Origin of the sequence: Nonomuraea thailandensis (assembly GCF_024172165.1) — a bacterium.
GTDB classification, from domain to species: domain Bacteria; phylum Actinomycetota; class Actinomycetes; order Streptosporangiales; family Streptosporangiaceae; genus Nonomuraea; species Nonomuraea thailandensis.
In genome coordinates, this window is record NZ_JAMZEB010000002.1 from 11459602 (window position 1) to 11481793 (window position 22192).

23 protein-coding genes are annotated in these 22192 nt (G+C 72.2%); 10 read left to right on the plus strand and 13 right to left on the minus strand.

Annotation, left to right across the window (positions count from 1 at the left end):
• The first annotated feature begins 159 nt into the window (after window positions 1–159).
• Complete coding sequence (gene trpD / locus HD597_RS57400) at window positions 160–1218, plus strand: anthranilate phosphoribosyltransferase (protein WP_253757097.1); 1059 nt, start codon at window positions 160–162, stop codon at window positions 1216–1218.
• Here trpD and HD597_RS57405 read toward each other — a convergent pair.
• From HD597_RS57405 to HD597_RS65495, 4 genes are all read right to left on the minus strand, one after another.
• A complete protein-coding gene (locus HD597_RS57405; protein WP_253757099.1) occupies window positions 1208–2593 on the minus strand; it encodes a class II fumarate hydratase in 1386 nt (461 codons plus the stop codon). The two genes, trpD and HD597_RS57405, sit on opposite strands and share 11 nt — an antisense overlap.
• A 56-nt stretch (window positions 2594–2649) precedes the next feature.
• A complete protein-coding gene (locus tag HD597_RS57410) occupies window positions 2650–4704 on the minus strand; it encodes a serine/threonine-protein kinase (RefSeq protein ID WP_253757101.1) in 2055 nt (684 codons plus the stop codon).
• A 35-nt stretch (window positions 4705–4739) separates the two neighbouring features.
• The gene (locus HD597_RS57415; RefSeq protein WP_253757102.1) at window positions 4740–5855 is read right to left on the minus strand and encodes a serine/threonine-protein kinase; all 1116 of its coding nucleotides are present in this window, start codon (window positions 5853–5855) and stop codon (window positions 4740–4742) included.
• Between the two features lie 70 nt (window positions 5856–5925).
• Window positions 5926–6090 carry a Fe-Mn family superoxide dismutase gene (locus tag HD597_RS65495; protein WP_308210912.1) on the minus strand — a complete coding sequence of 55 codons (165 nt, stop codon included), beginning with the start codon at window positions 6088–6090 and terminating at the stop codon, window positions 5926–5928.
• Between the two features lie 603 nt (window positions 6091–6693).
• On the opposite strand from HD597_RS65495, the gene HD597_RS57425 reads away from it, so the two are divergent.
• On the plus strand, window positions 6694–6882 hold the full coding sequence (locus tag HD597_RS57425; protein WP_253757104.1) for a DUF5999 family protein: 189 nt from the start codon (window positions 6694–6696) through the stop codon (window positions 6880–6882).
• A gap of 116 nt (window positions 6883–6998) precedes the next feature.
• Here the strand turns inward: HD597_RS57425 and HD597_RS57430 are convergent, their stop codons facing one another.
• Window positions 6999–8651 (minus strand): fumarate hydratase, encoded by a 1653-nt coding sequence (locus HD597_RS57430; RefSeq protein ID WP_253757106.1) that lies wholly within the window; start codon window positions 8649–8651, stop codon window positions 6999–7001.
• 55 nt (window positions 8652–8706) lie between these two features.
• The gene (locus tag HD597_RS57435) at window positions 8707–9594 is read right to left on the minus strand and encodes an EamA family transporter (RefSeq protein WP_253757108.1); all 888 of its coding nucleotides are present in this window, start codon (window positions 9592–9594) and stop codon (window positions 8707–8709) included.
• A 68-nt stretch (window positions 9595–9662) separates the two neighbouring features.
• Between HD597_RS57435 and pdxR the strand changes: the two genes are divergently transcribed.
• Window positions 9663–11087 (plus strand): MocR-like pyridoxine biosynthesis transcription factor PdxR, encoded by a 1425-nt coding sequence (gene pdxR, locus HD597_RS57440; protein WP_253757110.1) that lies wholly within the window; start codon window positions 9663–9665, stop codon window positions 11085–11087.
• A gap of 53 nt (window positions 11088–11140) precedes the next feature.
• Window positions 11141–12079, plus strand: a complete 939-nt coding sequence (locus HD597_RS57445) for a Gfo/Idh/MocA family protein (protein ID WP_253757112.1) — start codon at window positions 11141–11143, stop codon at window positions 12077–12079.
• Window positions 12080–12172: 93 nt separating this feature from the next.
• On the opposite strand, the gene HD597_RS66355 is transcribed toward HD597_RS57445, so the two are convergent.
• Window positions 12173–13333, minus strand: coding sequence for an MFS transporter (locus HD597_RS66355; protein ID WP_253757114.1), 1161 nt, complete (start codon window positions 13331–13333; stop codon window positions 12173–12175).
• A gap of 94 nt (window positions 13334–13427) precedes the next feature.
• Between HD597_RS66355 and HD597_RS57455 the strand changes: the two genes are divergently transcribed.
• Complete coding sequence (locus tag HD597_RS57455) at window positions 13428–14018, plus strand: TetR/AcrR family transcriptional regulator (RefSeq protein ID WP_253757116.1); 591 nt, start codon at window positions 13428–13430, stop codon at window positions 14016–14018.
• On the opposite strand, the gene HD597_RS57460 is transcribed toward HD597_RS57455, so the two are convergent.
• Window positions 13982–14647, minus strand: a complete 666-nt coding sequence (locus tag HD597_RS57460; RefSeq protein ID WP_253757118.1) for a DUF998 domain-containing protein — start codon at window positions 14645–14647, stop codon at window positions 13982–13984. The two genes, HD597_RS57455 and HD597_RS57460, sit on opposite strands and share 37 nt — an antisense overlap.
• A gap of 275 nt (window positions 14648–14922) precedes the next feature.
• On the opposite strand from HD597_RS57460, the gene HD597_RS57465 reads away from it, so the two are divergent.
• Window positions 14923–15573 (plus strand): DUF1707 SHOCT-like domain-containing protein, encoded by a 651-nt coding sequence (locus HD597_RS57465; protein ID WP_253757120.1) that lies wholly within the window; start codon window positions 14923–14925, stop codon window positions 15571–15573.
• A 74-nt stretch (window positions 15574–15647) separates the two neighbouring features.
• Here the strand turns inward: HD597_RS57465 and glpX are convergent, their stop codons facing one another.
• On the minus strand, window positions 15648–16682 hold the full coding sequence (glpX, locus tag HD597_RS57470; RefSeq protein WP_253757122.1) for a class II fructose-bisphosphatase: 1035 nt from the start codon (window positions 16680–16682) through the stop codon (window positions 15648–15650).
• A 172-nt stretch (window positions 16683–16854) separates the two neighbouring features.
• Between glpX and HD597_RS57475 the strand changes: the two genes are divergently transcribed.
• From HD597_RS57475 to HD597_RS57485, 3 genes are read left to right on the plus strand one after another with little or no spacing between them, the layout of a single operon-like run.
• Window positions 16855–17466: a TetR/AcrR family transcriptional regulator gene (locus HD597_RS57475; protein WP_253757124.1), complete on the plus strand. Its 612-nt coding sequence runs from the start codon at window positions 16855–16857 to the stop codon at window positions 17464–17466.
• 11 nt (window positions 17467–17477) lie between these two features.
• A complete protein-coding gene (locus tag HD597_RS57480; protein WP_253757126.1) occupies window positions 17478–18008 on the plus strand; it encodes a DUF4245 domain-containing protein in 531 nt (176 codons plus the stop codon).
• Window positions 18009–18040: 32 nt separating this feature from the next.
• Window positions 18041–18286 (plus strand): exodeoxyribonuclease VII small subunit, encoded by a 246-nt coding sequence (locus HD597_RS57485; protein WP_253757128.1) that lies wholly within the window; start codon window positions 18041–18043, stop codon window positions 18284–18286.
• 115 nt (window positions 18287–18401) lie between these two features.
• On the opposite strand, the gene HD597_RS57490 is transcribed toward HD597_RS57485, so the two are convergent.
• Window positions 18402–18815 carry a nitroreductase family deazaflavin-dependent oxidoreductase gene (locus HD597_RS57490; RefSeq protein ID WP_253757130.1) on the minus strand — a complete coding sequence of 138 codons (414 nt, stop codon included), beginning with the start codon at window positions 18813–18815 and terminating at the stop codon, window positions 18402–18404.
• Window positions 18816–18899: 84 nt separating this feature from the next.
• Here HD597_RS57490 and HD597_RS57495 point away from each other — a divergent pair, with 84 nt between their 5' ends.
• On the plus strand, window positions 18900–19508 hold the full coding sequence (locus HD597_RS57495) for a TetR/AcrR family transcriptional regulator (protein WP_253757132.1): 609 nt from the start codon (window positions 18900–18902) through the stop codon (window positions 19506–19508).
• On the opposite strand, the gene HD597_RS57500 is transcribed toward HD597_RS57495, so the two are convergent.
• The 3 genes from HD597_RS57500 to HD597_RS57510 all read right to left on the minus strand — a co-directional run bounded on the left by HD597_RS57500 (window position 19498) and on the right by HD597_RS57510 (window position 22092).
• Complete coding sequence (locus HD597_RS57500; RefSeq protein WP_253757134.1) at window positions 19498–19854, minus strand: VOC family protein; 357 nt, start codon at window positions 19852–19854, stop codon at window positions 19498–19500. The two genes, HD597_RS57495 and HD597_RS57500, sit on opposite strands and share 11 nt — an antisense overlap.
• A 64-nt stretch (window positions 19855–19918) precedes the next feature.
• Window positions 19919–21130, minus strand: a complete 1212-nt coding sequence (gene xseA, locus HD597_RS57505; RefSeq protein ID WP_253757136.1) for an exodeoxyribonuclease VII large subunit — start codon at window positions 21128–21130, stop codon at window positions 19919–19921.
• A 17-nt stretch (window positions 21131–21147) separates the two neighbouring features.
• A complete protein-coding gene (locus HD597_RS57510) occupies window positions 21148–22092 on the minus strand; it encodes a DUF8129 domain-containing protein (RefSeq protein WP_253757138.1) in 945 nt (314 codons plus the stop codon).
• Window positions 22093–22192 lie beyond the last annotated feature (100 nt).

Below are 22192 nucleotides of genomic sequence, written 5' to 3' on the forward strand. Positions count from 1 at the left end.
GGGCGTCTGCTAAGGTGAGGGCATGATCGCGTATTCGTCCCAGTGGTGGCCCGCCTCCTAGGCGGACCTCCCGGCGATATGCGCACGGCCGCCTCGACGAGGCGGCCGTCACCGTTGCAGTGGGTGCCCCCCGTCGAGCACAGACACGAAGGGGCACTCATGACCACCACCTGGCCACGGATCCTCACCACGCTGCTCGACGGCGCCTCCCTCACCGCCCGCCAGGCCACCTGGGCGATGGACCAGATCATGTCCGGCATGGCGACCGACGCCCAGATCGCCGCGTTCGCGATCGCGCTGCGGGCCAAGGGCGAGAGCGTCGCGGAGGTGGCGGGGCTGGCCGACGGCATGCTGGCCAGAGCCTCGGCGATCCGGGTGCCCGGCGACCCCGTCGACCTCGTCGGCACCGGCGGCGACCGCGCCAACACCGTGAACGTCTCCACCATGGCCGCCATCGTGACCGCCGCCGCCGGTGCCAAGGTGGTCAAGCACGGCGGCCGGGCCGCCTCCTCCACGGCGGGCGCGGCCGACGTGCTCGAAGCGCTCGGCGTGGCGATCGAGCTGCCGCCCGCCGCCGTGGTGCGCGTGGCGGACGAGGTGGGCATCACGTTCTGCTTCGCGCCCGCCTTCAACCCGGCGCTGAGACGCACCTCCCAGCCGCGCCGCGAGCTGGGCGTGCCCACGGTCTTCAACTTCCTGGGCCCGCTCACCAACCCGGCCCTGCCCTCCGCGCAGGCCGTCGGGGTCTACCACCCGACCATGGCGCCCACCATGGCGGGCGTGCTGGCCGAGCGCGGCTGCTCGGCGCTGGTCTTCAGGGGCGACGACGGGCTCGACGAGCTGACGACCTGCGGCCCCTCGACGATCTGGGTGGTACGCAGGGGCAGGGTCACCCGGACCGCCTTCGAGCCGCTCGACCTGTCGATCCCGCGTGCCCGCGCCGAGGACCTGCGCGGCGGCGACGCGCGGCACAACGCAGGCGTGGCACGTGCCGTGCTCTCCGGCGAGCAGGGCCCCGTGCGCGAGATCGTCCTGCTGAACGCGGCCGCCGCCCTGGTGGCCGCCGACGGCACCCCGCCGGCGGCCGAGCTCACACCCGCGCTGGCCGCCGGTTACAAGCGGGCCGCCGACGCCGTCGACTCCGGCGCCGCGCTCTCCTTGCTCACCCGCTGGGCCCACGCCACGCAGCAGGCCGCCGCCGGGACGGTCAGGGCCTAGTCATGGACAGGACGTCGAGCGCGGCGTCGAGCTGCTCCTCCGTGAGCTTGCCCGCGGCCACGTGGCCGCGCTCGATGACGACCTCCCTGATCGTCCTGCGCTCGGCCAGGGCTTGCTTGGCGATCTTCGCCGCCTCCTCGTAGCCGACGTACTTGTTCAGCGGGGTGACGATCGACGGGGACGACTCGGCGTACTCGCGCAGGCGCTCGACGTTGGCCGTGATGCCGGAGACGCAGCGGTCGGCGAGCAGGCGCGAGACGTTCGCCAGCAGCCTGATCGACTCCAGGATGTTGCGCGCGATGAGGGGGAGCTGCACGTTCAGCTCGAAGCTGCCCGACGCGCCGGCGAACGTGATCGCCGCGTCGTTCCCGATCACCTGGGCCGCGACCATGGCCGTGGCCTCGGGGATCACCGGGTTGACCTTGCCCGGCATGATCGACGAGCCCGGCTGCAGGTCGGGCAGGTTGATCTCGCCGAGCCCCGCGCGGGGGCCCGAGCCCATCCAGCGCAGATCGTTGGCGATCTTGGTGAGCGACACCGCGATCACCTTGAGCTGACCGGACAGCTCCACGATCGAGTCCTGCGCGCCCTGGGCCTCGAAGTGATCGGCGGCCTCCTGGAACGGGATGCCGGTCGCCTCGCGCAGCTTGGCGATGGCCTCCTGCGCGAAGCCCTGCGGCGTGTTGATGCCCGTGCCCACGGCCGTGCCGCCCAGCGGCAGCTCCAGCACGTGCTCCAGGGCCGCCGAGACGCGTACCACGCCGTGCTCGACCTGCGTGGCGTAGCCGCCGAACTCCTGCCCCAGGGTCACCGGCGTCGCGTCCATCAGGTGCGTGCGCCCCGACTTCACCACGCCGTCGAACTCGATCGCCTTCTCCCTCAGCGCCTGCGCCAGGTGCGCGAGCGAGGGCAGCAGGTGGAAGGTCACCTCGGTGGCCGCCGCCACGTGGATCGAGGTGGGGAACACGTCGTTGGACGACTGCGAGGCGTTCACGTGGTCGTTGGGGTGCACGGGCCGGCCCAGCCGCTCCTCGGCCAGCGTCGCGATCACCTCGTTGGCGTTCATGTTGGACGAGGTGCCCGAGCCGGTCTGGAAGACGTCGATCGGGAAGTCGGCGTCGTGCTCGTTCTCCGCCACGTCCGCGGCGGCCTGCGCGATCGCCTCGGCCATGTCCTTGTCGATCACGCCGAGCTCGCCGTTGACCTCGGCCGCCACGGCCTTGATCAGGCCGAGCGCGGCGATGTGCGACGGCTCCAGGGGCCGGCCTGAGATCGGGAAATTCTCCACTGCCCGCTGGGTCTGCGCGCGCCACCTGGCGCCTGCCGGCACGCGCACCTCGCCCATCGAGTCATGTTCGATCCGGAACTCACTCATGACTTCCAGTCTGACCCACGGCGCTGCGAACGGCCCGAAGGCACCCCCTCGGGGGCTCAGGTCGAGAACAGCGCCACGATCAGCACGGCGATCACCACGGCGGCCGCGGCGGCCACCGCCATGAGCACCAGCATGCCGTTGCGGTTGCCCGCGGGGCCCTTCTCCTCCGGCGGGCCGGCGATCGCGAACAGGTCCGTGCCCAGACCGTGCCCGCCGAACTGCCGGCCCTGAGGGCCCTGCTGGGGCATCGGCTGCTGTGGCCCTGGCTGCGGCTGCGGCTGCGGCTGGGGCTGGCCGGGCGGGGGAGCGGGCACCGGGTAGACCTGCTGGCCCGGCGAGCCCTTCGGGATGCGGGTCGTGGCGAAGGAGCTCTCGTCGGCGGGGCGCTGCGGCCGGCCGCCCTGCTCCGGCGCCGCGGGGAACGGGCCCTTGGGGCGCGAGATGCTGACCGTCCGCTCGGGGTCGTAGTCGCCCTCCGGCCCGGCGGGCCCGCCCGCGTCCGGCGCGGGCGTGGCGAAGGGCGGCTGCGTCTGCGGCCGGCCTGCGGCGGCCTGCGGCACGGTCGGCGCGTTGGGGCCGTGCGCCTGAGAGCCCGCCGCGTGCGGGCCGGCCGCGTGCGGGCCCGAGGGGCCGCCGGGCCCGGAGGCGGGACGCTGCCCGGACGGGCCGCCGGGCCCCGAGGCCGGACGCTGCCCGGCAGGGCCACCAGGTCCCGAGGCGGGCTGCGGCCCCGAGGGGCCGCCGGGTCCTGCGGCGGGACGCTGCCCGGCAGGGCCACCAGGTCCCGGGACGGGCTGCGGCCCCGAGGGGCCGCCGGGTCCTGCGGCGGGACGCTGCCCGGCAGGGCCACCAGGTCCCGGGACGGGCTGCGGCCCCGAGGGACCGCCACGTTGCGGTGCCGGCTGCGGCCCTGTGGGGGCGCCGGGCCCTGACGCGGGCCCCTGGGGACCTTGGGCTCCAGGGGCTCCCGTCGGCCGCTGCCCGGGCGGGGTGTTGTGCGCGCCGGGAGGCCCGCTGAAGGCGTTCGGCCCGGTGGGCGCCTGAGGCCCGCTCATGCCCTGCATCGCGTGGCCGACCCCGGAGGCGCCGGCCGGCACCGGGCCGCGGGCCGGCGGCCCGCCGGGCCTCTGACCAGGGGCGCCGGGCCCCTGTCCGGGAGGCCCGTAGGGCGGCTGGCCGGACGGTCCTCGGCCGCCAGGGGCGGGATTCTCGGGGGTGGCGAACGGATCGGGCAAAGCGGCCTCCTGCGCCATTAGAGCCTCGGCCGTCAGCACCGGCATCTCGCTCGTGGGGGTGTCGGCGACCATGCGCAGCAGGGTCTCCGCCTTGGCAGCGCTCAGCCGCTGCCGGTAGTCCTTGTTCAGCAGCCCGTTCAGCACGGGCCTGAGCTGCCCGGCCTGCGTGGGCGGGTCGGCGCTCTCGGTGAGCAGCGCCGCCAGCGTCTCCGCGATCGTGGAGCGCTCGTAGGCGGGCCGCCCCTCGACGGCGAAGTAGAGCGTGGCGCCGAGCGACCAGATGTCGGACTCGGGGCCGGTGTACTCACCCCTGGCACGTTCCGGGGCGGTGTAGCCGGGTGAGCCGATCACCATGCCGGTCTTCGTCAGCCGGGAGTCGCCCTCGGCCTTGGCGATGCCGAAGTCGGTCAGCACCACGCGCCCGCTCTCGGTGATGAGCACGTTGCCCGGCTTGACGTCGCGGTGGGTGATGCCCTGGGCGTGCGCCGCGCGCAGCGCCCCGAGCAGGTCCACGCCGATCTCGGCCACGAGCCGCGGCGGCAGCGGCCCGTCCTGCTCGATGACCTGCTCCAGCGAGCGGGCCTCGATGAGCTCCATGATGATCCACGGGCTGTTGTCCTGGATCAGCACGTCGTGGATGGAGGCCACCGACGGGTGGCTGATCCGGGCGGCGATGCGGCCCTCGCGCACCATGCGTTCGCGCAGCTCGGCCCGCTGCTCCTCGGTGAGACCCGGGTCCTGGCGGATTTCCTTGACCGCCACCTCGCGCCCGAGCGCGCGGTCGCGGGCCCGCCACACGGTGCCCATCGTGCCCCGCCCGAGCGGGGTGACGAGCTCGTAGCGCTCCGCGAGCAGGCGTGTCTGCTGTTCCGGCATGAGAAGAAGATATCGATTCTCGCTTGGGAAGTGCTTTACCCTCGCTTGCGAAGTTCTCTTGGCCAGAACCGCCGAGGAAGACACAACTTTATCACCGTCGCTTTGAAACGGGCATAAGCCGACGGCGCCGGACGCGGTTCGACGCGCTTCCTGTGCACGCCTTCACCCGGCTTGCGTTCCTGCCGCGGCGAGGGCACGTTCACGGTGCCCGCCGGCGGGTCGGCCCGGTGCAGCCCCCGGTGCGCGGGCCTGCGCACGAAGGGGGGCTGCGGCATGGGGATCGCCGAGGTGGGACGGCTGGGCCTGCGCGGCGCCAGCGGCTCCTCCGCCGAGCCGCCGGCGGCGACCCTGGTCAGCATGAGCGAGGCGCGCACGGAGTCGAGCCTGGTCGCGGGGTCGATCCTGAGCAGCGCGTCGAGCACGGGCGCCAGGGGGCCCGCCTTGGTCATCGGGATCGGCTCGCCGCTGGTCAGGGCCGCGAGCGCGGCGGCGGCCGTACGCCTGCCGTGCAGGCCCCGGCCCTCGACGGCGGTGTAGAGGGTCGCGCCGAGCGACCACAGATCGGCGGCGGGGCTGGCCTTCGAGCCGAGCACCCGCTCTGGAGCGATGTATCCCGCGGACCCGAGAACGATGCCCGCCTGGGTGATGGAAACGTCACCTTCCAGCGCGGCCAGGCCGAAGTCGGTGAGCACCGCGCGGTCCTCGGTCACCAGCACGTTGCTGGGCTTCACGTCGCGGTGCAGGATGCCCTTGGCGTGCACGGCGCGCAGCGCCCCCAGGATCTGCCGGCCGATCTCGGCGGCCTTGCGGGGGTGGAGCGGTCCGTCCTCCTGGATGAGCTGCTCCAGGGACTTGGCCCGGAGCAGCTCCATCACGATCCACGGCCGGTCGTCCTCGGTGACCACGTCGAAGACGGTGATCACCGACGGGTGCGCGACCATCGCGGTCGCGCGGCCCTCGCGCTCGGTGCGCGCGCACAGCTCGGCGCGCAGCTCCTCGTCGAGGACCGTGGGCAGCCGGACCTCCTTGACCGCCACGTCCCGGTCGAGCAGCTCGTCATGTGCCCGCCAAACGGTGCCCATGCCGCCGCGACCAACCGGCTCCACGAGCCGATAGCGCGCGGCGAGTAGGTAACCGGATGGCGCACGCATGCCAGGCAGCTTACCTATTTGTGTAAACCGACCAGTAGAGGCGGGGCCGATAATTTGTTGCGAACTTAAGTCAAGCCGCCTGACTCGTCACGTCAGCAAACCTCGTGGCCACATCATCCCAGTTGATGAGGCCGCACAGTTTCCCGACGCGGGCCGGACGGGTGGTGCGATACCGAAGGTAGTACGCGCGCTTCCACGCGTCGAACACGAGCGGTGGCGTGGTGTTCGTCCCCACGTCGCCATGACGGCGAGCCCACGGCTCGGCGGCTCCCGGGCCGGCACGTCTCAGCCGGGGGCCGAGCGTCCTTGACGAAGGTCGTGGCGCGCCCGGTGCGGCGCGCTTCCAGGATCGCGCCGCGGGCGGTTGGAGGCGCCCGCACGAGCGTTTTACCCGCGACCACTCTCGGCGCGTTTCCGCAGCTCACTGGGCGTTTGTGTCCATCGGCACAACGGCCGGCCGAATATTTGTGCATGATGCCTGGTAGGGGACATTCAGGCGTACGGCAGGCTGACTGACAGGAACCACGGGGCCGCCGTCAGCGACTTGTAAGGGTGCCGTAAGGGGACGGGGGCATGGTTAGGACCAGGAAAGAAGGCGAGCGCCCTCGCTGACCGTCATCCAGGAAACTGTCGGTGCCGAACGTCAGACTGAGAGCAGAACGCCCGAGGTCCCACCGATGAAGTCAGACCACTAAGGACGTGATGAGGATGCGCCAGACACAGGTTCGCCGCCGGCCGAAGAAGCCGACCAGAGCCGCACTGGACCTCCGCACGCCGTCAGGGCGCACGCTGCCCTTTTGAAGAGCCACAAACCGGAGCGCAATCTGAGAGGTGCGCCATGTGCAGTCACTACCCCGCTTGCCCGAGTGCCGACTCCCTCGACCGAGAGCGGTCGCACGTCATCTCGGCCCACCCTGACCAGGGCTGGAGCCTTCTCTGCAACGGCGTCGTGCTGTTCGATGACACCGGTCTGCTGCTGCCCGACGGGTCCGTCGTGGCGCCGCACCGGGCGCCGGTGGCCGCGTGAGCGTCTCTCGGGCCACCGGGCCCGCCGCCTTGCCCACCCACGCGGCCGATCGCGCCGCCTGCTCGCCGACCCGCGCGGCTGCCTGACCGCCTGCGCCCGACCCCCCGGCGCCGGCGTCAGCGGCGGCCGATGGACAGGACGGGGCCGGTCCTGTCGGTGAAGAAGTCGTCGCCCTTGTCGTCGACGACGATGAACGCGGGGAAGTCCACGACCTCGATCTTCCACACCGCTTCCATCCCCAGCTCGGGGTACTCCAGCACCTCCACCTTCTTGATGCAGTCCTGCGCCAGCCGCGCCGCGGGGCCGCCGATGGAGCCCAGGTAGAAGCCGCCGTACTGCTGGCAGGCGTCCGTGACCTGCTTGGACCGGTTGCCCTTGGCCAGCATCACCATCGAGCCGCCCGCCGCCTGGAAGCGCTCCACGTAGGAGTCCATGCGCCCGGCCGTCGTCGGCCCGAACGAACCCGACGCGTAACCCTCGGGGGTCTTGGCCGGCCCGGCGTAGTAGACGGCGTGGTCCTTGAGGTACTGGGGCATCTCGCCGCCGTCGTCCAGCAGCTCGGCGATCTTCGCGTGCGCGATGTCGCGGGCGACCACCAGCGGGCCGGTGAGCGACAGGCGGGTCTTGACCGGATACTTGGTGAGCTCGGCGAGGATCTCGGGCATCGGCCGGTTGAGGTCGACCGGGACGACGTCGTCCGAGAGGTGCTCGTCGGTGGTCTCGGGCAGGAAGCGGGCCGGGTCGGTCTCCAGCTTCTCCAGGAACACGCCCTCCGGCGTGATCTTGGCGAGGGCCTGGCGGTCGGCGGAGCAGGACACGGCGATGGCGACCGGGCAGGAGGCCCCGTGCCTGGGCAGGCGGATGACGCGCACGTCGTGGCAGAAGTACTTGCCGCCGAACTGCGCCCCGATGCCCAGCTTCTGCGTCAGCTCGAAGACCTTGGCCTCCATCTCCAGGTCCCTGAACCCGTGCCCGGAGGGCGAGCCCTCGGTGGGGATCGAGTCGAGGTAGCGGGCGCTGGCGTACTTGGCGGTCTTGAGCGCGTACTCGGCGGAGGTGCCGCCCACGACGACGGCCAGATGGTACGGCGGGCAGGCCGCCGTGCCGAGCGAGCGGATCTTCTCCTCCAGGAAGGCCATCATGCGCTTCTCGTTGAGCACGGCCTTGGTCTCCTGGTACAGGAACGACTTGTTGGCCGAGCCGCCGCCCTTGGCCATGAACAGCAGCTTGTACTCGTCGGGGTGACCGTGGGGGTCCTCGGCGTACAGCTCGACCTGGGCGGGCAGGTTGTCGCCCGTGTTCTTCTCCTCCCACATGGTCAGCGGGGCCATCTGGGAGTAGCGCAGGTTGAGCTTGGTGTAGGCGTCGTACACGCCGCGCGAGATGTGCTCGGCGTCCTGGCCGTCGGTCAGCACGTGCCTGCCGCGCTTGCCCATGACGATGGCGGTGCCGGTGTCCTGGCACATCGGCAGCACGCCGCCGGCCGAGATGGAGGCGTTCTTCAGCAGGTCGAGGGCGACGAAGCGGTCGTTGCCGCTGGACTCGGGGTCATCGACGATCTTCCTGAGCTGGGCGAGGTGCGAGGCGCGCAGGAAGTGCGAGATGTCGTGCACGGCCGTCTCGGTGAGCAGGCGCAGCGCCTCGGGGTCGACTTCGAGGAACGTACGCCCGGCCGCCTCGACCTTCCGCACCCCCTCCGAGGTGATCAGCCGGTATTCCGTCTCGTCGGCTCCAAGCGGCAGCAGGTCGGTGTAGTCGAACTCGCCCATGTCCATCCTTTCGGTCGCTCAAGAGATTACGCGCACCGGCAGGAGGGGATGGCCGTCAGGCCTCGGACGGCCGCACCGCCGCCTTCGCGCCCGAGCGTTCCGCGCTGAGGCCGATCAGGATGCCGGTGACCACGAGCCCCGCGCCCAGCAGGTCGTACGCGGTCGGCATGGCCACCCCGAGCACGGCCCCCGTGACGATGGCCGCCACCGGGATGAGCCCCGCGAACAGCCCGGCCCGCCCCGGCCCGAGCTTGGGCAGCGAGTTGTACCAGAAGAAGAACGCCACCACGGTCACCACGACCGCCAGGTAGGCGAACCCGAGCGCCTCGGCGAGCGTCGGCACCCTGAGCATGTCCGTCCCCGCGTCGAGCAGTCCGACCGTGGCCAGCATGGGCACGGCCAGCGTCGTCGAGTACGCCGACACCCGGATCGGGCCCAGCTTGGGCAGCAGGGGGATGGCCAGCAGGGAGAAGCTGATCTCTCCCACCAGCGCGCCCAGCGCCCACAGCAGGCTCTCCGGGGTGCCACTGCCGAGCCCCGTGGCCAGCGTCGCCCCCGCCACCACCACGCCGGCCCCGACCAGCAGCCGGGGCGCGGGCCGCCCGCCGGCCAGCGCCAGGGCCAGCGGCACGGTGCCGAGCACGGTGCCCACCAGCGCCGGCCCCGAGGCGCGGGTGGACTCCACCACCGCCACGTTGAAGAACACCAGCCCCAGCGCCGTCAGCCCGAGCAGGCAGAGCGTCTCGCGCCACGTCATGCGGACGAACCGCAGGCCGAGCACTCTCGTTATGACAAGCAGGATGACCGAAGCCACGAGATACCGAACCGCCTGGCCGCCGTATATGGGGTATGCGCCGACGAGTCCGGAGACGCCTGCCAGCGTTCCGACCAGGAACATGGCGGTGGCGGCGCCCACGATGCCGTTTTTCATGCCGTTTGTCATGCGAAGGATGCTAGGGAGACAATGGTTCGCACAAACAGTCCAATGTCCCGCCGGGAGACAGGACCAATATGGCCGACCTCCATATCCAGATAAATCGCGGGAAGGGGGGAATTGCCGGGCAGATCGCGGCTGAGCTGCGGGAATCCATCCGGGGCGGGCGGCTCACGCCGGGCACCCGCCTGCCCGCCACCCGCGACCTCGCCACCGACCTCCAGGTCTCCAGGGGAGTGGTCGTGGAGGCGTACGAGCAACTGGTCGCCGAGGGCTTCCTGGTCTCCAGGGTGGGCGTCGGCACGCAGGTCACCCCCAAGAACGCCACCCGCCCGGCACCCGCGCCGCGCGACTCCGCCGCCCGGCCCGACCCTGCCCGGCCCGATCCCGGCCGCCGGGCGCCGAGCGCCCAGGCGTTCCCTCCGTACTACGGTCATCGCCCCACCTCCCCCGACCTCGGCCACTTCCCCCGTGAACGCTGGCTCGCGGCCGTAAGGCACGTCCTGACCACCGTACCCTCGGACGCCTTCGATTACGGGGACCCTGGCGGCGTGCCTGAGCTGCGCGAAGAGCTGGCCGCCTACCTCAGGCGGGTCAGGGCGGCCGACGTGCGCCCCGAGCACCTGATCATCGTCGGCGGCGTGGCGCAGGGGCTGAGCCTGGCCCTGCACGTGCTGACCCAGCAGCGCGCGCTGCGGCTCGCCGTGGAGGATCCGACCAGCCATCGGCAGGTGCCGCTGCTGCGCCGGGCGGGCGCGCATCTGGTGCCGGTGCCGGTGGACGAGCAGGGGCTCGACGTGCGCAGGCTGCGCGGGGACGCCGTACTGGTGACGCCCGCCCACCAGTTCCCGACCGGGGTGGTGCTCTCGCCTGCGCGGCGGGCGGCGCTGATGGAGTGGGCGTACGCGGGCCACCGGATCGTCCTGGAGGACGACTACGACGCCGAGTTCCGCTTCGACCGCGACCCCGTCGGCTGCCTCCAGGGCCTGGCGCCCGACAGGGTGATCCTGTCCGGCAGCGTGAGCAAGGCGCTCGCGCCCGGGCTGCGGCTCGGCTGGGTGGCCGCGCCGCCCGACCTCGCCGAGGCCATCCGGCGGGCGCGCGGCGAGCTCGACCTGGGCTCCCCGGTGATCGAGCAGCACGCGCTGGCCCACTTCCTGCGCACCGGGGGCTACGACAAGCACCTGCGGCGCATGCGCAGGGAGTACCGGCGGCGCCGGGACGCCCTGGTCGAGGCGCTGGCCGAGGAGCTGCCGGCGATCCGGGTCAGGGGCATCGAGGCCGGCCTGCACGTGTACCTGGAGCTGCCCAGGGGATGGGACGAGTCGCGTACGGTGCTCGTCGCCCGGCAGCTCGGCCTGTCGGCCGAGGCGGTGGGGCCCATGCGGGAGCTGCCCGGCCCGGCGGCCGTGGTGGCGGGGTTCGCGCGGCTGCCCGCGCACAAGGCGGCCGAGGTCGTACGCGGGTTGAAGGTCCGCATGTCTGGACAAGCTGTTGACTGAGGGAGATGTGCTCGCCTAGAAAGGAGGAGCCGGACGCGCGAACGGGAGGCGCCATGCGTGTGGGACTGCTGGGGCTGGGCCGGATCGGAGCCTTCCACGCCGCGACCCTGGCCGCGCATCCCCTGGTGGACGAGCTGATCGTGAGCGACCCCGTGCGCACGTCGCCGTACGGCGGGGCGGGCGACCCGTTCGAGGCGGACGCCGTCGTCATCGCCACCCCGACCAGCACCCACGCGGAGCTGATCATGAAGGCGTGCCGGCTGGGCATCCCGGTCTTCTGCGAGAAGCCGGTGGCGGGCACGGTGGCCGACACCGTCAAGGTGCTGGAGGCCGCCGCGGGCAACCGGGTGCAGATCGGGTTCCAGCGCAGGTTCGACCCCGGTTACGCGGCGGCGGCCCGCGCGCTCAGGGCCGGCGAGCTGGGCGAGCTGCACCGCGTGCACCTGGTCACGGCCGATCCCGCGCCGCCGCCCGCCGCGTACATCCCGCTGTCCGGCGGGCTCTTCCGCGACTGCCACATCCACGACTTCGACATCCTGCGCTGGGTGACCGGCCGGGAGGTGGTGTCGGTCTACGCGAAGGGGGCCAACCGCGGCGCCGCGTTCTTCGCCGAGGCGGGCGACGTGGACAACAGCGCCGCGCTGCTGACGCTGGACGACGGCACGCTGGCCACCCTGCAGGGCTCGCGGTACAACGGCGGCGGGTACGACGTGCGCATGGAGTTGGCGGGCACCCTGCGCACCCAGGTTGTCGGCCTCGGCCCGCGGGCCCCGCTGCACACGACCGAGGGCCTGCCCGTCCCGCAGACGCCTTGGCCGGACTTCGTGGCCCGCTTCGAGACCGCCTACCGCGCCGAGCTCGACGCCTTCCTGCGCGGCGGCCGGAGCCCGTGCTCGATCGAGGACGCGCTGGAGGCGCTCTACGTCGCCGAGGCCGCCGACCTGTCGCTGCGCGAAGGCCGCCCCGTCGACGTCACCGAGGTGCGGCGATAGCACGGCGCCTCACCTGGCCGCGGAAATGCGCTACGGCTCGCTCGGCCATGGAGGAGTGCTACGCCTCACTCGGCCGCGGAGGCGCGCTTCGCCTCACCGGGCCGCGGAGGCGCGCTTCGGCTCGAAGCCCGGGGCCAGTGCGATGATCGCGGCGGCCAGCACCAGCGGCGCGGCGAACGCCACCCGCATGTCGGCGGCGTCGGCGATGCCGCCGACCAGGGCGGCGCCCACGATGAAGCCGACGTAGTTGAAGAGGTTCACGCGGGCGATGGCCACGCCGGTGCCCGCCGGGTCCAGCTTGCCCGCCGCCGAGAACGACTGCGGCGCCACCACCGCCAGCCCCACACCCGTGAGCCCGAACGCCACGATGCCCAGCGGCTGCGTCGGGGCCAGCACCACGCCGAGGAAGCCGACCGTGGCGATCACTCCGCCGATCCTGACGATGACGGCGGGGCCGTACCGCCTGACGGCGAAGTCGCCGCCGAGCCGGACGGCCAGCGTGGTCGCCTGGTACGCGGCGTACGCGAGCGGGATCACGGCGGGGCTCGCGGCGAGCACGTCCTTCATGAAGACGGTGTTGAAGTTGGACACGGCGGCGTCGCCGACGTACAGGAAGCCCATGGCCAGGCAGAGCGGGATGATCGGCCGCCACGGGAAGCGGCCGGTGGCGGCCGCGCCCGCGGCCTCGACCTTCTCCTCCTCGCGCGTGCACAGGTCCCGCCCGGCGTAGAGCGAGCCGGCGACCGCGAAGACCATGGGCAGGGCCATGATCACCGGCAGCGGCAGCCCGGCCGCCGCCGACGCCCACAGCGCCGCGGCCAGGCTGAACACGCTCCACACGCAGTGGAACCCGTTCAGCACCTCCACTCCGTACCTGCGCTCGACGGCCACGCCCTGCATGTTCATGCCGGCGTCCACCGCGCCCACCGCCACCCCGAACAGCAGCAGCACGGGCAGCAGCAGCGGCACGTTCGGCGCGAGCCCGGCCAGCACCACCGCGACGGCCACCACCGGCTGAGCGACCCGCAACAGCAGCTTGCTGCCGTACCGGGCGGCGAACGCGCCCGCGGCCACGCTGCCGACACCCGCGAACACGGGCACGACGAGCAGCAACATCGTCAGCGAGCCCTCGTCGAGCCGGTGCTTGGCCTGCAGGTTCGCGACCTGGATGAGCAGCGAGGCGAAGGAGAGGCCCTGCACGGCGTAGACGACGTACGTGGCGACGCGGGCCTGGCGATCACGTGCGGACGGCACAGCGGCCTCCTGATCGGGGGGAATCAAACGTGAGGCGCGGTCAGGTTAACGGCTGCCCAAGGCCCTCCGCCAGGGGCGAGATAGGCTGCCGCGAGTGAGACGGGGCTACGCGACCGGTGCGGCACGCAGGGAGCGCATCCTGGCCACCGCGCTGCTGGAGTTCGCCGAGCACGGCTACCGCGGCGCGTCGCTGGCCCGCATCGCCGAGCGCGCCGAGCTGTCCCAGGCCGGGTTGCTGCACCACTTCAGGAGCAAGGAGCTGCTGCTCGTCGCGGTGCTGGACTACCGCGACGAGCTGGACGTGCGCAGGTTCGACCTGGAGCCGTCCGGCGGGATCGACGCGCTGCGGGCCCTGGCCGCGGTGGTCGAGCACAACTCCCGGGTGCCGGGCCTGGTGCAGCTCTTCGCCGTGATCGGCGGCGAGGCCGTGACGCCCGGCCACCCCGGGCACGACTGGGCCAGGCGGCGCTACCGGCGGCTGCGCGCGATGGTGGCGGCGGCGCTGCGCAGGGGCGTCGAGCGGGGCGAGTTCAGAGCCGGCCTCGACGCCGAGGCGCACGCCGACCGGCTGATCGCGATGATGGACGGCCTGCAGACGCAGTGGCTGATCGACCCGGACCGGGTGGACATGGCGGCCGTCTTCCAGGGCTACGTGGACGACCTCATCGCCACGCTCCGCCCCTGACCGGCGGGCTCCTCCAGCCGCCCGGCGGCGGCCCACACGCCGAGCGCCAGCAGCGCCGCCACCTCGGTGACGGCCAGCCCCCGCTCCACCAGCCCCAGCGGCATGACGCGATACCACGGCAGCCCGTTGCCCGCCCCGATGAGCATCGCCGTGGCGATGCCGGCCACCCAGAGCACCGAGCAGATCCCGAGCCCGAACGCCGCCAGCGTGGCCCTCGACCGCTCCCGGTGCCGCCACGGCCGGGCGATGATCACGGCGGCCAGTGGCAGGCTGAGGAAGGCCACGAAGCTGCCCACCCGGTGGATGCTGCCACTCAGGCTCGGCCCGACCGACCAGTCGTGCTTCTCGAACCAGGCCGTGAGGAACAGCCCGACGCTCCAGCCCAGCAGCGCGATGATGCCGAAGATCCCGGCCAGCCGCTTGCGCGCCAGCGACACGCCGATGGCCAGCGAGCCCGCCGCCAGCAACCCCACCCCGAGCCCGAAGATCCACCCGTCAGGGCCCAGGCCGTGCTCGCTGATGGTCCTTCTGAACGGGTTCGTCTCGTCCAGGTTCGTCAGGTCGAGGCCCAGGATCACCATGCTGCCCGCGCCTGCCGCGCCGAGACCCCATCGCGCCGGTTGATGCACGCACACCTCCCTTTTGCCGGGACAACGGTGATGCGCGGGCGTAGATTCCTAAGAAATTCATGAGAAAGACGCTCAGCCGCGCGCCGCCCCCGGGCGTGGGCCAGGAGCTCGCCGTCGATCCGCTCCTCGGCACCGCGTGGTGAAGGCCGCTCAACCGCCACGCCGACGTGAACGGGAACCTGGCGGAGGAGATGGCCGGTCTCCCGGCCGGAATCCGCCGACACCGGGTCAATCGGCACGAGCGAACTGGGCCAGAGCCGGATATCGTCAGAAGTGTGAACGAACGCGCGGGATCGTGGTTGCCCAAGCTGCAGGAAGTCGGCGAGCGGCTGGCCGAGGAATGGGTGTCCGCTCGCCGTCCGCCGGCGTCCGACGACGTGCCGCAGCCGCACGAGCTGCGCGCGTCCGACGCCGATCGCGAACGCATCGCGCAGGTGCTCCAGGACGCCCACGCAGACGGCCGGCTCACGCTGGACGAGCTGGAGGAGCGGCTCGGCGTGCTCTACTCCGCCCGTACGCTCGGCGAGCTGGCCGCGCTCACGACCGACCTGCTGCCCCCCGACCAGCAGCCGCTCAACCTCGACGGGCGGCCGGTCTCGGCCATCTTCAAGCAGGAGCAGCGGGGCGGGCGCTGGGTGGTGCCGGCCGAGCTGGGCGTGACCGCGATGTTCGGCACGACGAAGCTCGACTTCCGCGACGCGATCCTGCAGAACCGGCGGATCGTCATCAACGCCACCCTCGTCTTCGGGGGGCTGGAGATCCACGTCCCCGAAGGGCTGGAGGTGATCAGGGTCGCCAAGGACAAGACGGTGCGCCTGACCAAGCAGCCCACCGAGCCGGGAGCGCCGGTCGTCGAGGTGCGCACGACGAACTTCGCGGGCGAGGTCAAGGTCAAGGAACCGCCCCGCCGCAAGCGCCGCCGCTGACACGACACTTGCCCGGCCCGCCCGCCTTCCAGCGCGCCGCGCTTCCCCAGCGCCGTGTCTCGGCCCGCCGTGTCTCAGCCCGCGGTGTCGAAGTTGATCGCGCTGTACGCGCGCAGCTTCCAGAGCTGGTGCTCGCTCTCGATCTTGCGGATGGTGCCCGACCGGCCGCGCATCACCAGCGACTCCGTCACCGCGGAGCCGGCGCGGAACCGTACGCCCTGCATGAGCTCGCCGTGCGTGATCCCGGTGGCGGCGAAGAACACGTCGTCGGACCTGACCAGATCGTTCGTCGTGAGCACCTGGCCCAGGTCGTGCCCGGCCTCCACGGCCTTGGCCCGCTCCGCGTCGTCACGCGGCCACAGCCTGCCCTGGATCACCCCGCCGAGGCACTTGAGCGCGCAAGCCGCCACGATGCCCTCGGGCGTGCCGCCGATGCCCAGCATCAGGTCGATGCCGGTGCCCGCGCGGGCCGCCATGATCGCGCCGGCCACGTCGCCGTCGGTGATGAACTTGATCCGCGCGCCCGTCTCCCTGATCTCCTTGACCAGCCGCTCGTGCCTGGGCCGGTCGAGCACGACCACGGTCACGTCGGACGGCGAGCAGTGCTTGGCCCGGGCCACGGCGTTGATGTTGACGGCCACCGGGGCCTCGATGTCCACCACGTCGGCCGCCTCGGGGCCGGTGACCAGCTTCTCCATGTAGAACACGGCCGACGGGTCGTACATCGAGCCGCGCTCGCTGACCGCGATCACCGACACCGCGTCGGGCATGCCCAGCGCCGTCAGCCGCGTGCCGTCAATGGGGTCCACCGCAACGTCGCAGTCGGGGCCGCTGCCGTCGCCGACCTGCTCGCCGTTGAACAACATCGGGGCGTGATCCTTCTCGCCCTCGCCGATCACGACCACGCCGTTCATCGACACGGTGTTGATGAGCTGGCGCATGGCGTTCACGGCCGCGCCGTCCGCGCCGTTCTTCTCACCCCTGCCGACCCAGCGGGCGGCCGCCATCGCGGCGGCCTCCGTGACGCGGACGAGCTCCAGCGCCAGGTTTCGATCGGGGGCGTGCTCGCTGGTGGCGAGCGCCGGCGGCACGGACGTCTGGTCGGACATGATGACTGGCCCTCCTCGTGGGACAACTGCCTCGATCGTAGTTGCCGGTCTCTTCCCGGTCAGAGGGGGTTAATCTGCTAACCGAGAACGGTTTTTGCGTCATACCCTGTGCGCGCCAAGGATCTTGCCTCCAACATGGAGCGTGGCGCCCCCGCCGTGGAGGAGATCCCGTATGAGCCCTGATGTGGAGAATGCGGTCGCCCAGCCGCGTACGTCCGAGCGTGGCGCCGCCACGCGCAGCTCGCTGCTCGCCGCGGCCAGAGAGATCTTCGTCTCCAAGGGCTTCGCCGAGGCGGGCGTGACGGACGTGGTGGCCAGGGCCGACGCCAGCGTGGGCAGCCTCTACCACCACTTCTCCGGCAAGGCGGATCTGTACCTCACGCTGTGGGAGGAGTTCCAGGGCAGGCAGACGCAGCGCACCAAGCGGGCGGTCCGTACGGCGCGCGCCGACGGCGAGAGCGACCCCATGCGCGTGTTCGTCGGTGCCGCCCGCGCGTACCTGGAGGGCTGCCTGGAGGAGCGCGAGCTGGCCGCGCTGTTCCTGCGCGGCGACGGGCCGCCCGGGTTCGACGTGGTGATGCGCGACCGGTTGCGGGTGTGGGCCCAGCGCAACGCCGCGCTGTTCGAGGACGAGTCCGCCCTCGTCGTGGTGATCACCGGGGCGCTGGCGGCGGCCGTGTCGGAGGTGGTGCGCTCCGGCGATCGCGGGCTGGCCGAGGAGGTGCTGGCCATCATCGGCCAGATCCGCCCGGCCGCTTCGGCGACCACGCCCTCCAGCGGGTAACCTCGCCAACTGTGCGACGGTTCACCCAAGGTCTGTACGGCTACGCGGTAGCCCTTTTCGTCTGCCTCGCCGGGGCCGGGCTGTTCCTGCTCGTCACCCCGCAGAGCCGGGAGGAGCACATCCCGCGGCTCGAGTACTCCATCACCGTCGCCAACTTCGGGCACTCGGTGCCCTTCGGCGTGTGGGCCCCGCGCCAGGACCCGGCCGGCTGGGTGCCCAACAGCAACAGGATCGCCAAGGGCGAGAACGGCGCGCAGGTCCTCTACCTCGGCTACGCCACCGCCGAGCGCGAGCACGTGATGTTCGCGCAGAGCAACGAGCAGCCGGCGGCCGGCTTCGCCAGCCGCATGTCCAACACGGACAAGACACAGGGCACGCAGCAGGTCGGCGGTGCGGCGTGGGAGCAGCGCTTCCGCGAGGACAAGAACCAGCGCTCCCTGGTGCGCGTGCTGCCCGACGTGACACTGGTCATCACCGGCACGGCCGACTGGGCGGAGCTGGGGGCGCTGGCGGCGCAGCTCCAGCAGCGTCCCAAAGGCTGAGGTTGTCGGCCGGCGCGTCTAGGGTGGTGGCCGTGGCAGAGGAATCAGGTGAGAAGACCCCGTCCTACGAGCAGGCTCGCGAGGAGCTGACCGAGGTGGTGCGCCGGCTGGAGACCGGAGGGCTCACCCTGGAGCAGTCGATCGAGCTGTGGGAGCGGGGCGAGAAGCTGGCCGCCGTCTGCGAGGAGTGGCTGCAGGGGGCTCGCGTCAAGCTCGCCGCCGCCATGGCCCGCCGCTCCGACCCTGCCTCGGGCCACTCCGCCGACGCGCCGTTCTAGCGTTCCCGGGGCTCTGCCCGGCCACCGGCTTCGCGGGCTCGCTCGCGCGCCCGGCGCGCCGGGCCCCCGCACCGCCGCGCCGTGCTCGCCGACCTTCGCTCACCGGCCTCTACGGTCAGGCGGCCGTGCGGAGGAGGGCGACCACCGGGATGCGGCGGGTGGTCTTGGCCTCGTACTCGGCGAAGCCCGGCGCCTGGGCCACCATCCGGGCGTAGAGCTCGTCGCGCTCCGCACCCTCCACGAACTCGGCCTTCACCCCGAACTGCTCCGTCCCGATCTCCGCCGTCGCCTCCGGCGTGGCGCGCAGGTTGTGGTACCAGGCGGGGTGGTGATCGGCGCCGGCGTTGGAGGCGATGACGACGTAGCGGTCGCCGTCCGCCAGGTACATGACCGGAGTCGTGACGGACCTGCCGCTCTTCGCTCCCGTGGTGGTGAGCAGCACCAGCGGGGAGCCCTCGAACATGCCGCCGACCCGGCCCTCGTTGGCCCGGAACTCGTCGATGATCTGCTGGTTGAAATCGTTGGGCATCCTCGGCTCCTCAAAGAATCGGAGAGTTCTCCGGTTGAGAGGTTAATCGGAGAACTCTCCGTTTACAACCGGTATGCTGCGCCCGTGCGCGAACGTCGATCGTTGCCCGTCGTCGGGCAGCCCCAGCCCGAGCGGGCCGACGCCGCCCGCAACCGGCAGAAGATCATCGAGGTGGCGGCGCGGATGGTCACCGAGTGCGGGGCCGACGACCTCTCGCTCGACGAGGTCGCCCGTGAGGCGTGCGTCGGCGTGGGCACCGTCTACCGGCGGTTCGGCGACCGTACGGGGCTGCTGCTGGCGCTGATCGACGAGCGGGAGCGGCGGTTCCAGGCGGCGTTCCTGTCCGGGCCGCCGCCGCTCGGCCCCGGCGCGCCCGCCCGCGAGCGGATCGTGGCGTTCCTGCACGCGCTGGTCGATCGCATCCTGACGGACGAGGCGCTGTTCCTGCTGCTGGAGAAGGGCGGCACGGCCAAGCGCTTCACCGGGCCGTACCGGGTGCACCACATCCACCTCGCCACGCTGCTCGGGCAGGCGTGCCCGGGCGCGGACGCCGCGTACCTGGCCGACGCGCTGCTCGCGCCGGTCAACGCGCACCTGATCGCCTGCCAGCGGGAGGAGCGCGGCATGACGGTCGAGCAGATCAGGTCCGGCCTGGAGACGCTGGCCGGGGCCGTCACGCGCGTCACGTCATGAGGCAGAGCAGGTTGCCCTCCGAGTCGCGGAAGGCGGCCATGCGGATCTCCTTGCCCGGCGTGCCGAACGTGCCGTCGTCGGTGAAGATGAGATGCGGCTCCTCGACGATGGCGACCTCATGCGTACGCAGCCGCGCCACGTCCGCTTCGAGGTCGTCGGAGACGAGGTAGAGCACGGCTGGGGGAGCGCTCTCCTCGATCAGGAGGCGTACGCCGTCGAGATCGAAGAAGGCCAGCCCCGGCGGGCGGTAGGTGGCGATGTGCCGCAGGCCGAGCACGTCGCGGTAGAAGGCGGTGGCCCTGTCGAGGTCGTCGGCGTGCTGGGCGACCTGCACGAGTCCTCTCATGTGCGAACGGTAGCCCCGCCGCGTGCCGGTTGAGGGCGATCCGGCGGAAGCGGCCTGAAACCGGTCAGGCGTCCGGTTCCTCCGCGCGGACGGTGATGCGGTCGTCGGTCAGGCGGATGGTCAGGAGCGTGCCGGGCGCGACGTCCTTGGCCAGGCGTACGACCTCGCCCGACGGGTGCTGCACGATGGCGTAGCCGCGCTCCAGCGTCGCCGCCGGGGACAGGGAGACGAGCCGGGCGCGCAGGTGGGTGAGGTCGTCGGCGGCGCGGTCGAGGGAGCCCGACAGCGAGCGCCTGGCCCGGTCGCGCAGCGCCTCCGCCTGCTCGGCCCGGCGCTCCAGCTCGCGTACGGGATCGGCCAGCGAGGGCCGCGACCGTACGGACGTCAGCCAGGACATCTCCCGGTCGAGCCAGCCGCTCATCACCCTGCGCCCGCGGTCGCGGAGTTGGCGCACCAGCGTGAGCTGCTCGCCGACGTCGGGCACCACCTTCTTGGCGGCGTCGGTGGGGGTGGAGGCGCGTACGTCGGCCACCATGTCGAGCAGCGGGCTGTCCTGCTCGTGGCCGATGGCGCTCACCACGGGTGTACGGCAGGCGGCCACCGCGCGCACGAGCGTCTCGTCGGAGAAGGGCAGCAGGTCCTCCAGGGAGCCGCCGCCGCGGGCGACGACGATCACGTCGATCGAGGAGTCGGCGTCGAGCTTGCGCAGCGCCTCCGTCACCTCGGTCACCGCGTACGGCCCCTGGACGGCCACCTCCTCGACCTTGAACCGCACGGCCGGCCAGCGACGCCGCGAGTTCTCCAGCACGTCGCGCTCGGCCGCCGAGTCGCGGCCGCAGATGAGCCCGATCGTGCCCGGCAGGAACGGCAGCCGCCGCTTCCTGTCGGCGTTGAACAGCCCTTCGGCGGCCAGCAACTGCCTGAGCCGCTCCAGCCTGACCAGCATCTCGCCCACGCCCACCGGGCGCATCTCCAGCGCGGTGAACGCGAACGAGCCCCTGTTGACCCAGAAGTCGGGCTTGACGTGCAGCACCACCCTCGCGCCGTTGGCCGGGCGGGGCACCGTCGCCTCGTAGACGCCGCGCGGGGCGGTGACCCTGGCCGACACGTTGGCGACCGGGTCGCGCAGGGTCAGGAACACCGTGCCGCCACGCGTGCTCAGGTCGGTGATCTCTCCTTCGACCCAGACCGTGCCGAGTCTGCCGATCCAGCCGCCCACCATCTGCAGGACCGTTCGGATCGGCAGGGGGGACTCAGGCGTGGTCTTCGAGGTCATGGGGGAAGACTAGTGACCTATTCGCCGGCCTGGAGCTTGGCGAGGCGGTTCTCGAACATCTTGATGACCTCGGGCCGCTCCGTCGTCGCCCGCTCGTACGCGAGGAAGTCGCCGATCTGCTCGGCCGTCTTGCCGCGCATCCTGGCGCGCAGGGAGGCGACGGTCAGCCCGGACCAGCCGGGCAGCGGCTCGGTCAGGTTCACGGCGGCGGCGGCGACCGGCTCGGGGGCGGCGGCCGGCTCCGGGGCCGCGGCGGGCTCGGCGGTGGCGGCGGTGGGCTCCGGCGCGGGGGCGGGCTCGGCCGCCTTGGCGGTCTTCGCCGTCCTGGGCTCGGCCTTGGGCTTCCTGGCGGCCTTCGGCTTGGGAGCGGGGGCCTCCACGGCGGGCTCGGCCACGGCCTTGGGGGCGGCGGGCGCGACCTCGGCAGCCTCGGGCGCGGCCGTGGGCGCGGCCGTGGGGGCGGTCTCGGCCTTCGGCTCGGTGACCGTCACGGCCTCGGCCTTGGCGACGGGCTCGGCCTTGGCGACGGGCTCCGCCGGGGCGACCGGCTCCGCCTTGTCCGCGGGCTCCGTCTTGGCGGCGGGCGTGAAGATGACCGGGTCCGGCTTGGCCTTGGCGGCGCCGTTGGGCTCGGCCGCTCCGGAACGCGGAGCGAAGATGACCGGCTCCTTGCGCGCCGGCTTGTCCTCCGCGGACTCGGCGGACTCCGCGGGTGCGGCGGGCGCGGCGGCCACCTGCTCGGCGGCGGTCGGGCGGGAGTCGTACTCCTGCTCCTCGCGCTCCTCCTTGCCCCCGAGCCCCTTGATGGAGTTCTTCATCCGGTCCACGAGCAGCAGCGCCTGACCGGCGGCGCTGAGCGTGCCCTGGACGACCATGAGCGGCAGGTCCTTCGCCTTCTCCTTGAGCTCGTCCTTGTTGGTGACGGTTCTTGCGATGTTGCGTATCACGTCGCTGAGGGACATGAACGTCTCCCTGGGAGGTCAGTATTGGACGGCCAGTCTGGCGCACCGTGGGCGACCACGCACGCGCGGGCCAGATGGCCGCTCCACGTAGCATAAGAAG